The following is a 12,325-nucleotide window of genomic DNA, read 5'->3' as shown; positions in this document are numbered from 1 at the left end:
TTAAATGACCAATTAGTCTCATCTAGTCAATCATTTGAGGTGAGACTGATGGCCAAGGCCGGCCGGCCCCCGCAGGACCCCGCGCGCCAGTTGGAGCGGGCGCACCGGATCCTCGACGCCGCCGCCGAGCTGTGCCTGCGCTGGGGCTACGACAAGACGACCATCGACGACGTGGCCAGGCGGGCGGACGTCGCCAAGGGCACGATCTACCTGCACTGGAAGACGCGCGAGCTGCTCTTCGCCGCGCTGGTCCGCCGTGAGCGGGTCCGCATGCTGGGCGAGGTCCGCGAGCGCGCGCCCGCGAACCTGCACGAGCTGCTCCGAGAGCTGGTCGGGGGGGTGCTGCGACGGCCGTTGATGAAGGCGCTGATCCTGGGCGACTCGGCGGTGTTCGGCAAGCTCAGCAGGCAGAAGCAGAACAGCGCGGCCGCGTTCGAGCAGGGCGCCGCGTTCGAGACGTACCTCGGCGAGCTGGTCGGGCGGGGAGTGCTCCGCTCCGACCTGGCTCCCGCCGAGCACCTCGCGATCCTCGTCTCGGTCGTCTACGGGTTCCTGATCACGCAGAACATGCTGCCCGAGGAGATGCGGACGCCGGAGGACCGGCTCGCCGAGCTGGTCGCCGACACCGCCATCCGGGCCATGGGCGCGGACGGCGTGCCGCCGGACGGCGACGCGCGGGCCGTCAGGCTGGCCACCCTCGGCTATCTCGACACCATCGAGGAGATCGCGCAGCGGAAACTCGCGGTCTCCCTAGGCGCTAAGGAGCGTGTCACGTGAGGGCCTTAATCCCTCTCGACGATGCCGCCGCCGACCTCGCGACAGCAGGGGGAAAGGGCGCTTCCCTGGCCAGGCTGACCAGGGCGGGACTGCCCGTTCCCCACGGATTCCACATCACCACCGAGGCCTACCGCGCGTTCGTCGCGGACTTCCACGACCGGATCCTCGACGCGGCCGCCGCCGGCGACGCCGCCGCGATCGCCGCCCTGTTCGCCGAGCATGACATGCCCGCCGCGATCGCCGCCGAGATCCGCGAGGCGTATGACGCGCTCGGCCCCGACGTGCCCGTGGCCGTCCGCTCGTCCGCCACGGCCGAGGACCTGCCCGGCATGTCGTTCGCCGGGCAGCAGGACACCTACCTCAACATCAGGGGCGAGGCGCTGCTCGACGCCGTCAAGCGTTGCTGGGCCTCGCTCTGGAACGCCCGCGCCATCGCCTACCGCGAGCAGAACGGCGTGCCCCAGGACGACGTGGCGCTGGCCGTCGTCGTGCAGGAGCTCGTGGACGCCGACGCGGCCGGCGTCCTGTTCACCGCGAACCCGGTCAACGGCGCCCGCGACGAGATCGTCATCAACGCCTCCTGGGGCCTCGGCGAGGCGGTCGTCGGCGGCCAGGTCACCCCCGACACCGTCGTGGTCCGCGACGGCGCCGTCGCGGAGTCGCGGATCGGCGACAAGACGGTCATGACCGTGCGCACGCCGTCCGGCACGCGGGAGGAGCCCGTCCCCGACGACCTGCGGCGCCGGGCCGTCCTCGACCCGCCGCAGGCCGCCGAGCTGGCCGCGATCGGCACGCGCATCGAGGAGCTGTACGGCACGCCGATGGACGTCGAATGGGCCAGGCACGACGGCTCGTTCTTCATCGTCCAGGCCCGCCCGATCACCGGCCTCAAGCAGCGGGCCGAGGAGTGGAACGACAGCCTCAAAGGCGACTACCTGTGGACCGGCGGCAACCTCGGCGAGGCCATCCCCGACGTGATGACGCCCGCGACCTGGTCGTTCGTCCGCCTGTTCATCCATGAGGCGATGGCCGCCTCGGCGCTGCCCGGGTTCGACCTGGTCGGCAACATCGGCGGCCGGTTCTACATGAACCTGAGCGTCATGTACACGATGGCCATCTCGCTCGGCATGCGGAAACGGCTGAGCGCCGTCGAGCAGATCTTCGGCAAGCTGCCGCCTGGCCTCGACGTGCCGCTGCTGACGGTCTCCCGCTGGGAGATCGTCAAGAAGGTCGTGCCGATGGGCATCAACATCCAGAAGCGCGTCCGTACGAACCTCAAGGGCCTGCGCCCCTTCCTCGCCACCGCGCAGCAGCGCGCGGAGGACCTGCGCGCCCGGATCGCCACCGCGGAGACCGGCCCCGACCTGGCCGCCCTGTGGGAGCGCGAGATCGAGCCGTACGTCGTCACCAGTTGCCGCATGCTGGAGGCGGCCGGCCGGCAGGGCGGGGCCACGCTCGTGTACACCCGCGACAAACTGCGCAAGATGATGGGCGACGTCGACGCCGAAGCCATGCTCACCGGCGCCAACGCCGACGGCGAGCTGGCCAGTCTCGGCCCGGTCCTCGGTCTGGGCAAGCTGGCCAGGGGCGAGATCGACCGTGACACGTTCGCCCGCTTGTACGGGCATCGCGGCCCCCACGAGTTCGAGGTCTCCCTTCCGCGCCCCGGCGAGGACCCGGCCTGGATCGACGCCCAGCTCGCCGGGCTCCGCGACATGAGCGCCGACACCGAGGCCCTGTTCGCCCGTCAGAAGAAGGCGCGCGAGGAGGCGTGGGCGCGGTTCGCCCAGCGTTATCCCCGCAAGGAAGCCAAGATGCGGGACAGGGTCACCCGGTGGAACCAGGTCGTCCGCGACCGCGAGAGCGCCAGGTCGGAGAACATGCGGGCGTTCTGGGTGCTGCGCGCTTTCATGCTGCGGGCCGGGCAGCTCACAGGGCACGGCGACGACGTGTTCTTCCTCTATCTGGAGGAGATTCTCGGCCTCCTGCGCGGTGACGCGTCCTCACTGGACCAGATCCCGGTACGGCGGGCGACCTACGAACGCTACGCCTCGCTGCCGCCGTACCCGACGCTGATCGTCGGCCACTTCGACCCGGTCCGCTGGGCCGCCGACCCCGGCAGGCGGAGCGACATCTACGACGCGCGCGGCGGGAGCGCGCCGGTCAGCGACACGGTGACCGGTTTCCCCGGTGCGCCGGGCATCGTCGAGGGCGTCGCCCGGGTGATCGCCTCGCCCGAGGACGGCGAGCGGCTCAAGCCCGGCGAGATCCTCGTGACGACGCTGACCAACATCGGCTGGACACCGATGTTCCCGCGCGCCGCCGCCGTCGTGACGGACATGGGGGCGCCGCTGTCGCACGCCTCGATCGTGGCCCGCGAGCTGGGCATCCCGGCCGTGGTCGGTACGGGCAACGCGACGATGCGGCTGCACGACGGCGACCGCGTCCGGGTGGACGGCGAGCGGGGCACGGTCGAGTTGCTGGGCTGAGGGTGCTTCGGGCGTTGATCGGGTAGGCCGGAGTCGTGCGCGAATCCGGCCGCCGCGCCTGGCACGAGCTGCCCGGTCCCCTGGTGGAAGAGGTGGAACGCCGCCTCGGCTCGGCCGTGCGGCGTTTCGAGGAGCGCCGGGGCGGGCCGCCGCCCTCCGCCTGGTGACCGTCTGCGCCCGCGAGCTCACGCCGTCGCCGATCGGCGGCCTGCCGACGGTGGCCGACCGTATGGCGGGCCGCTGCGAGACCTGGCAGGCCAGGGAGCGCGACGGCGCCACCGACGGTCTCGGCGCCTGGGAGCGGGCGCGGCTGGGGCGGCTGGCCGAGGTCGAACGGGACTGGGCGTCGCTGGTCGTCGGAGACTCGCTGCTGCACTTCGATCCGCGTTTCGACAACTTCCTCATCACCCCGCACGCGCGGGCCGGCCTGGTCGACTGGGGCCGCGCGTGCACCGGCCCCGCGTGGGCCGACCTGGTCTGCCTGCTGCTGGAGTCGGATCTGGGTGACGCCGACCCCGAGGAGCTGTTCGCCGCGCATCCGCTGGGCCGGGCGGCGGAGCCGGAGCGGGTGGACGCGCTGCTGGTGGCGTTCGCCGGCTACTGGACCCGCACCATCAGGCGTCGGACTTGCCGAGGAAGCCTGAGGTGCGGAGCCAGTCGGCGGAGACCTTGCTCGGCTCCTCGCCGTCGACGTCCACCTGGGCGTTGAGCTTCCGCATGGTCGTGTCGTCCAGCTTGGCGATCACCGGCTTGAGCACCTTCTCCAGAGCCGGGTACTTCTGGTACGTCTCGTCCCGTACGGTGACGGCGGCGTTGTAGATCGGGAAGAAGTGCTTGTCGTCCTGCAGCACGGTCAGGCCGAGCGCGGAGATGCGGCCGTCGGTGGTGTACACCTCGCCGAAGTTGCAGGTCTGGCCCTTGTCGGTCTCGGTGTAGACGACGCCGGTGTCGAGCTGGCTGATCTTGTCCTTCGGGAGGTTGAGTCCGTACGCCTTGGACAGCCCCGGCAGCCCGTCGTCACGGGTCGAGAACTCCGACTCGACGCACAACGACGCCTGGTCCGGGTTGGTCTTGGCCAGTTTCACCACGTCGGAGATCGTTTTGACGCCCAGTTCCTTGGCCTTCTCCGAGCGGATCGCCAGTGCGTAGGTGTTGTTCAGCGGCGTCGGCCCGACCCAGCGGATCCTGTTCTTCGCGAGGTCCTCGTCCGCGGTGGCCTTGAACTGCTTGGCCGCGTCCGGGATGGGGGTGGCGTTCTTCAGGTGCTCGATCCAGCCGGTGCCCGAGTAGTCCCAGTACATATCGATCGACTTGGACTCCAGGGCCTTGCGGTTGGGCACGGTGCCGCCGAGGTTCGTCTTGTCCTCGACCTCGGCCCCGTGCGCCTTGAGCAGTTGCACGGCGATCTGCCCGAGCATGATGTTCTCGGTGAAGTCCTTGGAGCCGATGACGAACTTGGCTCCGGACAGCTCGTTGCCCGCACTGGCGGCCTCGACGGAGTCGCTCGAACCACAGGCGCTCGTGGCGGTCAGGGTCAGGGCGGCGGCGGCGAGCAGGGTGAACGTCTTGCGGACATGCATGAAAAAAACACCTCTTGAAGCTGGACTTGCGTGGGGTCAGATGCCGCGGGGCTTGAGCAGGTCTTCGGCGAGCGCGCTCAGCCAGTCGATGAAGAAGGCGATGCACGCGGTCAGCACGGCGCCCACGATGGTCACGGGCATGCGGTTCAGCTTGAGCCCGTTGATGATCAGCTCGCCGAAGCCGCCCGCGGCGACGAACGCGCCGAGCGTGGCGACGCCGACGGTCAGGACGAGCGCGGTCCGCAGGCCGGCGAGGATCGCCGGCACGGCCAGCTTGAGCTCGACCCGGCGCAGCACCTGCCCCTTGGTCATTCCCATGCCGCGCGCGGCCTCGATGAGTGCCGGATCGACCTGCTGCACTCCGACCATCGTGTTGCGCAGCACGGGCAGCACCGCATAGGCGACCAGGCCGACCAGGGCGGTCTGGAAACCCACCCCGAACATGAACGTGCAGAGAACGAGCAGCCCGATGCACGGGATCGCCTGGCCGAGGTTGGCCACGGTGAGGATGACGGGGGCGATCAGCCGGTTGCGGGCCCGCGAGGCGACGACGCCCAGGGGGATCGCGACGATCACGACGAGGGCTGTGGCCAGGAGCGTCATCTGGATGTGCTCCACGGCCTTGGCCAGGAGGAACTCCCGGGTGAGGCTGCGGCTCTCGATCGAGTCCAGGTTCTGCGCGCCGACCCATACGTATAGGCCGATCAGTACGCCGCACAGGACGACCGGGGTGATGACGTGCCGCAGACCTGACACGCGCCAGGACGGGCGGGTCCGGCCCGCACGGAGTGTCGCGGTGGTCACCGGCGGACCGCCTCCTTCAGGGCGGCGGCCGGGCCGGCTCCCACCGGCTCCTTCCGCACGGGGGCGGTCCCCGATGCCGGTTCGGATCCCACCGCCTCGCACAGCGCGTCGTAGGTGAGCACGCCGGACGGCGAGCCGCAGCGGTCGGTGCCGTGCGCGAGCATGACGTCCAGGGCCTCGCGCAGGCTGGCGTCCGCGGTGATCTGCGGCATGTCCGCGCTCCCCGGCTGCTGTGCGCACTCCACGTCCGCCACGCGCAGCAGCGCGAGCCGCTTGAGCGTGGCGTCCTGGCCGATGAAGCCGGCCACGTAGTCGTCGGCGGGGTTGGCCAGGATGTTCGCGGGCGTGTCGTACTGCGCGATGTGCGATCGCTCCCGGAGTACGGCGATGCGGTCGCCGAGCTTGATGGCCTCCTCGAAGTCGTGCGTGACGAAGATGATCGTCTTGCGCAGCTGCTTCTGGAGCTTGACGAACTCGTTCTGCAGGTGCTCACGGGTGATGGGGTCGGTGGCGCCGAAGGGCTCGTCCATCAGCATCACGGGCGGGTCGGCCGCCAGCGCCCTGGCCACGCCCACCCGCTGCTGCTGCCCGCCGGAGAGCTGGCTGGGGTAGCGGTCGTGGAAGGCCGACGGCTCCAGGTTCACCAGGGTCAGGAGTTCCTCGACCCGGTCGGCCGTACGGGCGGCGGACCAGCCCAGCAGCTTCGGCACCAGGCCGATGTTCTGGCCGATGGTCAGGTGCGGGAACAGTCCCACCTGCTGGATGGCATAGCCGATGTGCCTGCGCAACTCGTCGGGGTGCAGGCTCAGCACGTCCTCGCCGCCGATGCGGATCTCGCCCGACGTGGGCTCGACCAGGCGGTTGATCATCTTCATCGTGGTCGTCTTGCCGCAGCCCGACGGGCCGACGAAGACCACGAGTTCACCGGCGGGGATGTCGAGGTCGACGTGGTCCACCGCCGGCGCGGGCTGCCCTGGGTAGTGCTTGGTCAGTGCCCGCAGCTCAATACGCGCGCCTCCGGTGTCACGGTCGAACACGAAGCCCCCTTGGGATCGTCAGTTGACGTACAGCGAAAAAGAACAGGTCGAACAGCACCGCGATGACCACGATGCCGAGCGTGCCGGCGAGCGTCGCGTTGAGCGCGTTCACCGAGCCCAGCCGGGACAGCCCTTCGAAGATCTGCGTGCCGAGGCCGGGTCCGTCGACGTAGGCGGCGATGGCCGCGATGCCGATGAGCATCTGCGTGGCGACGCGCACTCCGGTGAGGATCAGCGGCCAGGCCAGCGGCAGCCGTACCTTCAGCAGGACGCGGATCCGGCTCATGCCCATCCCGCGCCCCGCCTCCACCATGGCGGCGTCGACGCCGCGCAGTCCGGCGACCGTGTTCCTGATGATCGGCAGGAACGCGTACGCGGTCAGCGCGACCAGCGTGGATCCCCATCCCAGCCCGGTCACCGGGATGAGCAGGGTGAGCAGTGCCAGGGAGGGGACCGTCAGGATCGCGGCGGAGATGCCCAGCGAGGCTCCCCGGGTCTTCGGCAGGTCGTGGGTGAGGAGTCCGATGCCGACGCCGACGGCGGTGGAGACGCCGATGGCGATGCCCACGACCAGGGCGTGTTCGGCGGCAGCCAGCGAGAGGGTGTCCCAGCGTGAGACCACGTACTCGCTGAAGTTCATAGAGTGTCCGCCTTTGCTTACGCTTGTAGGAATGTGTAAACGTATGTGACCAATTGCAGTCATCGCAAAATGGGTTGCGGTCAGCGCAACTGAGCGAGGGTGGGAATGAGCGAGAAATCGCCGCTGTCGTCGGCCGGACTCCGGCGGGACATGGACATCCTGGAAGTGCTGGCGGGCAACGGGGACGATCGCGACGTGGACGGGTTCGGCGTCAACTGGATCGCGCAGCGGCTGGGCCGGGAGAAGAGCCAGGTGCCGAGGGCGCTGCGCGGTCTGGAGGCCGAGGGCATGGTCGAGCGCGACCCGCTGACCAAGCGCTATCGCCTGGGCTGGCGGTTGTTCGCGCTCGCGGCGCGTACGCAGCAGTCGAGGCTGGTCCAGCTGGCCGTGCCCTTCCTGCGGCGGCTGGCCACGGCCTGCGACGAGGACACGCACCTGTGCGTGCAGCGCGGCGACATGGCGCTCACGCTGATGACGCTGCCCTCCTCGCGGGCCTTCCACCGGATCTGGGAGGGCATCTCGATCCCGGTGATCATGGCGGCGGCCGGCCGGTCGCTGCTGGCGGACTGGGACGACGCGCAGATCCGCGAAAGCCTGCGGGCCGCCCTGCCCGCCGGCCTGGGCCCCGCGGTCAACGACGAGAAGCAGTGGCTGGCCGACGTCGCCCACGTACGCTCCTTCGGCTACGCGGTGACGGCGTTCGAGCTGGACGACGGCGTATTCGGGGTGTCGGCGCCGGTACGCGACCACCGCGGGGTGATCGCGGCCGCCGTCTCCGTGTCGGTCACCCGCTCGCCGAGCGAGTCGCGCCTGCACGAGATCGGCGGCATCGCCGCGGAGACGGCGCGTCAGCTCTCGGTCGCCTTGGGGCTGCCACCGGGCGGCCGAGGCGTTCTGTCGGCCATGCCGCTGCGGGTGCGGTGAACCGGACGCGTCGCGGAAACGCGTCCGGCTCGCCGATGTCAAATCTGTGACGCCTCACAAACCCCGGCCGTACGCTCGCCCCCGCCCTTGTTCAGCCGGGCGATGGGCAGCAGCGTCGCGGCGGTCAGGCCGCTCAGCAGGCCGAAGGCCAGGTGGAAGTCTCCCGTCGCGTCGCGTAGCGCGCCCACCAGCAGGGGCGCAAGGGCGGCGCAGGCGTAGCCGACGAAGAACGCCATCGCGCTGATCCGTCCGGCCTCGGCGGCGTCACGGCTGACCACCACGGGCAGCGTCAGTACGAGCGTGAACAGCCCGCCGTGGCCGACGCCCAAGGCGGCGATCCACAACCAGGTGACCGTCGCCGGCGCCGCCGCCAGCCCCGCGAACCCGATCGCCGTCAACACCGTCGTCAGGGCCAGCCCGGCGCGCCGGTCCCGCCCTTCACCCAGCAGCGCCGGTACGGCCAGCATGGCGACGACCTGGATGGAGATCAGCACGGTCAGCAGCACCCCCGCACCGGTGGCGCCACGCCGCCCGTCCTCGTGCAGCAGGGGGACGACCCAGGCCAGTTCGCAGTAGTACAGGGCGGAGTTGGCGGCGGACAGCGCGGTGATGCGCCAGGCCACACCGCTCCGCCATGGCAGCCCCTTGGTGACAGGGCCCATAGGGGCTGAGCCGCTGTCGAGGCCCAGGGAGGTGGCGGCGGCCGACCACATCGCCATGCCCGCCACCGCGAGCACCGACCAGGAGGCCAGCGCCCCCGGCCAGGAGCCGATGGCGTCGGCTAGCGGGGCGGTCACCCCGGCCGCGACCGCCCCGCCCAGGCCGAGGCCGGCCGTGTAGATGCCGGTCACCAGGCCGGCGCGGTCGGCGAAGCGGGTCTTGACCACGGCGGGCAGCAGTGTCTGCGCGATCGCGATCCCGGCCCCGACGGCCGCCGCGCAGGTCAGCTGCAGCCAGGCGGCGCCGCCGAAGACGCGGGCCGCCGTCGCCACGGCGATGACGGCGAGCCCGATCAGCACGCCGCGCCGCAGCCCGAACCTGCGGCCGACCACGGCGGCCAGGGGCGCGCAGACCCCCATGGCCAGCGTCGGGATGGTCGTCAGCAGCGCCACTCCGGCGGCGGACAGGTCGAGGTCGGTCTGGATGCGGTCCACCAGAGGGGACACGGCGGCGATCGCCGGCCGCAGGTTCGCCGCGGCGACGAACAGCGCGACGGCGGCCGCGCCGAGGGCGGTACGCGTCATGGGGACTCCTAATTGATCTCGGACATTTTCCATCCGAGTTCTATCACGGACATTTCTTATCCGGAATGGGTAGGCTGCGGACATGAAGATGTCCAACGGAGTGGAGTGGGCGCTGCACGGCTGTGTCACGCTCAGCCAGAGCCGGGACCCGGTGCCGGCGGCGCGGCTCGCGGAGCTGCACGGCACCCCTCCGGCGTACCTGGCCAAGCACCTCCAGGCGCTCTCCCGGGCGGGCATCGTACGGTCGACGGCCGGCCAGGTCGGTGGCTACCTCCTCACCAGGCCCGCCGCGGCGATCACCGTGCTGGAGGTGGTCCAGGCCATCGACGGCACGTCACCCGCCTACCGGTGCACGGAGATCCGGCAGCAGGGGCCGCTGGCCGTACCGGCCGAACGGTGTGACCGGCCGTGCGCGATCGCCCGCGCGATGGCCTCGGCGCAGGAGGCCTGGTCCGGCGCGCTGGCAGCCGTCACGATCGCGGACCTGGCAGCGGGCATCGACGCCGACAGCGAGGGTACGGCGATGGCCGACGTCCGCGGCTGGCTGACCTCTACCGCGTGATCAAAGAGACAGTCACCTCCAGCCCGCCTCCAGGCAGGGCGCGAGCCTCCAGTGTGCCGTGGTGGGCCTGGACGATGGCGGCGATGATCGACAGGCCCAGCCCCAGGCCGTCGCCGGTGGCTCTTCTGCCGGTCTCCAGACGCTGGAAGGGCTGCAGGAGCGTGGGGACTCGTTCGGGTGGGATCACCGGGCCGCTGTTGGAGATCCTGAGGGTGGGCCGGCCGCCCTCCACGGCGGTCGTCACCTTGATCCAGCCGTCGGGCACGTTGTGCCGTGCGGCGTTGTCCAGCAGGTTCGCGACCAGGCGTTCGAGCAGGGCACGGTCGCCGGACGCGGGTGCCGGGCGCAGCGCGGGGTCGACCCGGACGCCTTGGTCGCCCCGCCGGTCGAGGGCCTGCCCGGCGATCGCGGCCAGGTCGAGAGGTTGCCGGTGATGCAGGCCCTGCTGGCTACGGGCCAGGGTGAGGAGGGCCTCGATGAGCCGTTCCTGGTGCTTTCCGTTGGCGAGCAGACGTTCCAGTACGGCCCGCAACGACCCGGCGTCGGCTGTGGAGTCGGTGAGCGCGATCTCGACCATGGCCTGCTGCAGTGTCAGCGGCGTGCGCAACTCGTGGGAGGCGTTGGCGACGAACCGCCGCTGCGCGGTGAACGCCGCCTCCAGCCGATCCAGGAGCTCGTCGAAGGTGTCGGCCAGCTCCTTGAGCTCGTCGTCCGGCCCGGACGCGGCCAGCCGCCGGTCGAGCCGGTCGGCCGTGATGCGCCGGACGGTGGCCGTCATGTCGCCCAGCGGTCGTAGGACGCGCCCGGCCATGAGCCGCCCCAGCAGTACCGACGCGAACGCCATGACCGCCAGCGCGACCAGGGAGTTGACCAGCAGCCGGCGCAGGCTCTCGGCGTGCTGCTCCTTCACCTGGGGCTCCGGTACGGGCAGGTCGAGCCCTCCTGGTGCCGTGGGAGCGGTCGGCGGCCCTGGGAAGGGCGAGTACACGACCAGGAGGTAGATGAGGGTGACCAGCACCACCGCGGCCAGCAGGAACAGCCCGCTGTACAGGAGCGTGAGGCGCAGCCGGGCCGTCCGCCTCATATCCGGTATCCGGCCTGCGGAACCGTCTCGATCAGCGGTGGGTCGCCCAGTTTGCGGCGCAACCGGCTGATCGTCACCTTCACGGTCTGTGTGAACGGGTCGGCGAACTCGTCCCAGCCCTGCTCCAGGAGCTGTTCGGCGGAGACCACCGCGCCCTGGGCGGCCAGCAGCAGCTCCAGCACGGCGAACTCCTTGGGGCTCAGCGACAGCCGCCGCCCGTCGCGGGTGGCGATCCGCGTGGTCGAGTCGAGGCGCAGGTCGCCGTGGACGAGCACCGGCGGCAGGGCCGGACGCGTCCGCCTGGCCAGCGCCCGGAGCCGGGCGACCAACTCGGCGAAGGCGAACGGCTTGGGCAGGTAATCGTCGGCGCCGACCCCCAGCCCGGTCACTTTGTCGTCGATCGTTCCGGCGGCGGTGAGCATCAGCACCCGCGCCGGGTAGCCCGCGCCCACGAGCGACCTGCACACGTCGTCGCCGTGCAGGCCGGGCAGGTCGCGGTCGAGGATGACCACGTCGTAGTGGTTGGCGGAGGTACGGTCGAGCGCGGCGTCGCCGTCCAGCACCACATCGACGGCCATGCCCTCGCGACGCAGGCCCGCGGCCACTGTCTGGGCCAGTTCCTCGTGGTCTTCGACCATCAGCACCCTCATGATCCACCCAGGATGCCCAGCCGCCGGTTACAGCGGGGTAACCGCCGCCGTTCCCGTCCCGTAACCGGTCCTCGGCTTTGCTGGGCTCACCGAACAGAAACGATGGAAACGGAGGAGCCATCATGCTCGGCTCAACGATCAGGAACGTGATCCTCGCCGCCGCGGTCGTCGCAGCGGGAGTGGGTGGGGGCGCGAGTGCGCTGTCCGCCCCGGACGGCCCCGGCACGGACGCCAAGGCGTTCACCGACTGCATGCGTTCGAAGGGGCTGCCCGACTTCCCCGAGGTCGCCGTCTCCTCGGACGGGCTGGTCAACCTCGAGATCAACGGTGAACACGTCGACGTCCTGTCCGTCAGGTACGGGGCGGCGGTGAAGGCGTGCGAGTCGCTGCTGCCCACCGGCACCCACCTGCCGGGCGCGCCCGACGCGCCCTCGGCGCCTGCGGCGCCGGTGATCCGCGTGGCGCCCGCGGCGTTGGCGGCGCCGGTGATCAGCGAGGCCCCTGTGGCGCCGGTTATCCCTCCCGGCTGAGCGG

At 70.8% G+C, this 12,325-nt stretch carries 14 protein-coding genes; 7 read left to right on the top strand and 7 right to left on the bottom strand.

The window, feature by feature from the left end; genetic code table 11:
• Positions 1 to 48 precede the first annotated feature (48 nt).
• Genes ACGFNP_RS37790 through ACGFNP_RS37775 form a run of 4 tightly spaced genes read left to right on the top strand, consistent with a single transcriptional unit; the run spans position 49 to position 3,975 of the window.
• A complete protein-coding gene (locus tag ACGFNP_RS37790) occupies positions 49 to 777 on the top strand; it encodes a TetR/AcrR family transcriptional regulator (RefSeq protein ID WP_393327015.1) in 729 nt (242 codons plus the stop codon).
• Entirely contained in the window at positions 774 to 3,266 is a 2,493-nt protein-coding gene (locus ACGFNP_RS37785) for a PEP/pyruvate-binding domain-containing protein (RefSeq protein WP_393327013.1), read from the top strand. Before ACGFNP_RS37790 ends, ACGFNP_RS37785 begins: the two co-directional genes overlap by 4 nt.
• A 35-nt stretch (positions 3,267 to 3,301) precedes the next feature.
• Positions 3,302 to 3,433: a hypothetical protein gene (locus tag ACGFNP_RS37780; protein ID WP_358317757.1), complete on the top strand. Its 132-nt coding sequence runs from the start codon at positions 3,302 to 3,304 to the stop codon at positions 3,431 to 3,433.
• Positions 3,430 to 3,975, top strand: a complete 546-nt coding sequence (locus tag ACGFNP_RS37775) for a phosphotransferase (RefSeq protein WP_358317759.1) — start codon at positions 3,430 to 3,432, stop codon at positions 3,973 to 3,975. The genes ACGFNP_RS37780 and ACGFNP_RS37775 overlap by 4 nt, the downstream gene beginning before the upstream one ends.
• Here the strand turns inward: ACGFNP_RS37775 and ACGFNP_RS37770 are convergent.
• Genes ACGFNP_RS37770 through ACGFNP_RS37755 form a run of 4 tightly spaced genes read right to left on the bottom strand, consistent with a single transcriptional unit; the run spans position 3,881 to position 7,327 of the window.
• A complete protein-coding gene (locus ACGFNP_RS37770; protein WP_393327008.1) occupies positions 3,881 to 4,846 on the bottom strand; it encodes a glycine betaine ABC transporter substrate-binding protein in 966 nt (321 codons plus the stop codon). The genes ACGFNP_RS37775 and ACGFNP_RS37770 overlap by 95 nt on opposite strands.
• Before the next feature lie 36 nt (positions 4,847 to 4,882).
• Positions 4,883 to 5,650: an ABC transporter permease gene (locus ACGFNP_RS37765; protein ID WP_393327005.1), complete on the bottom strand. Its 768-nt coding sequence runs from the start codon at positions 5,648 to 5,650 to the stop codon at positions 4,883 to 4,885.
• Positions 5,647 to 6,687, bottom strand: a complete 1,041-nt coding sequence (locus ACGFNP_RS37760) for an ABC transporter ATP-binding protein (RefSeq protein WP_393327002.1) — start codon at positions 6,685 to 6,687, stop codon at positions 5,647 to 5,649. Before ACGFNP_RS37760 ends, ACGFNP_RS37765 begins: the two co-directional genes overlap by 4 nt.
• Positions 6,674 to 7,327: an ABC transporter permease gene (locus tag ACGFNP_RS37755; RefSeq protein ID WP_358317767.1), complete on the bottom strand. Its 654-nt coding sequence runs from the start codon at positions 7,325 to 7,327 to the stop codon at positions 6,674 to 6,676. The genes ACGFNP_RS37760 and ACGFNP_RS37755 overlap by 14 nt, the downstream gene beginning before the upstream one ends.
• Positions 7,328 to 7,432: 105 nt before the next feature.
• Here ACGFNP_RS37755 and ACGFNP_RS37750 point away from each other — a divergent pair, with 105 nt between their 5' ends.
• Positions 7,433 to 8,251 carry an IclR family transcriptional regulator gene (locus ACGFNP_RS37750; RefSeq protein WP_393326999.1) on the top strand — a complete coding sequence of 273 codons (819 nt, stop codon included), beginning with the start codon at positions 7,433 to 7,435 and terminating at the stop codon, positions 8,249 to 8,251.
• A 38-nt stretch (positions 8,252 to 8,289) separates the two neighbouring features.
• Here the strand turns inward: ACGFNP_RS37750 and ACGFNP_RS37745 are convergent, their stop codons facing one another.
• A complete protein-coding gene (locus tag ACGFNP_RS37745; protein ID WP_393326996.1) occupies positions 8,290 to 9,495 on the bottom strand; it encodes a CynX/NimT family MFS transporter in 1,206 nt (401 codons plus the stop codon).
• Positions 9,496 to 9,577: 82 nt separating this feature from the next.
• Here ACGFNP_RS37745 and ACGFNP_RS37740 point away from each other — a divergent pair, with 82 nt between their 5' ends.
• Positions 9,578 to 10,057, top strand: a complete 480-nt coding sequence (locus ACGFNP_RS37740; protein ID WP_358317773.1) for an Rrf2 family transcriptional regulator — start codon at positions 9,578 to 9,580, stop codon at positions 10,055 to 10,057.
• Here ACGFNP_RS37740 and ACGFNP_RS37735 read toward each other — a convergent pair.
• Positions 10,047 to 11,141 carry a sensor histidine kinase gene (locus ACGFNP_RS37735; protein WP_393326993.1) on the bottom strand — a complete coding sequence of 365 codons (1,095 nt, stop codon included), beginning with the start codon at positions 11,139 to 11,141 and terminating at the stop codon, positions 10,047 to 10,049. The genes ACGFNP_RS37740 and ACGFNP_RS37735 overlap by 11 nt on opposite strands.
• Positions 11,138 to 11,791: a response regulator transcription factor gene (locus ACGFNP_RS37730; protein ID WP_393326991.1), complete on the bottom strand. Its 654-nt coding sequence runs from the start codon at positions 11,789 to 11,791 to the stop codon at positions 11,138 to 11,140. Before ACGFNP_RS37730 ends, ACGFNP_RS37735 begins: the two co-directional genes overlap by 4 nt.
• Before the next feature lie 122 nt (positions 11,792 to 11,913).
• Between ACGFNP_RS37730 and ACGFNP_RS37725 the strand changes: the two genes are divergently transcribed.
• Positions 11,914 to 12,321 carry a hypothetical protein gene (locus tag ACGFNP_RS37725; RefSeq protein ID WP_393326988.1) on the top strand — a complete coding sequence of 136 codons (408 nt, stop codon included), beginning with the start codon at positions 11,914 to 11,916 and terminating at the stop codon, positions 12,319 to 12,321.
• Positions 12,322 to 12,325: the final 4 nt, after the last annotated feature.

It is taken from the genome of Nonomuraea sp. NPDC049269, assembly GCF_043197155.1.
GTDB lineage: Bacteria > Actinomycetota > Actinomycetes > Streptosporangiales > Streptosporangiaceae > Nonomuraea.
Note: the sequence above shows the minus strand (reverse complement) of the source record. Positions and strands in the feature narration are given on the sequence as shown.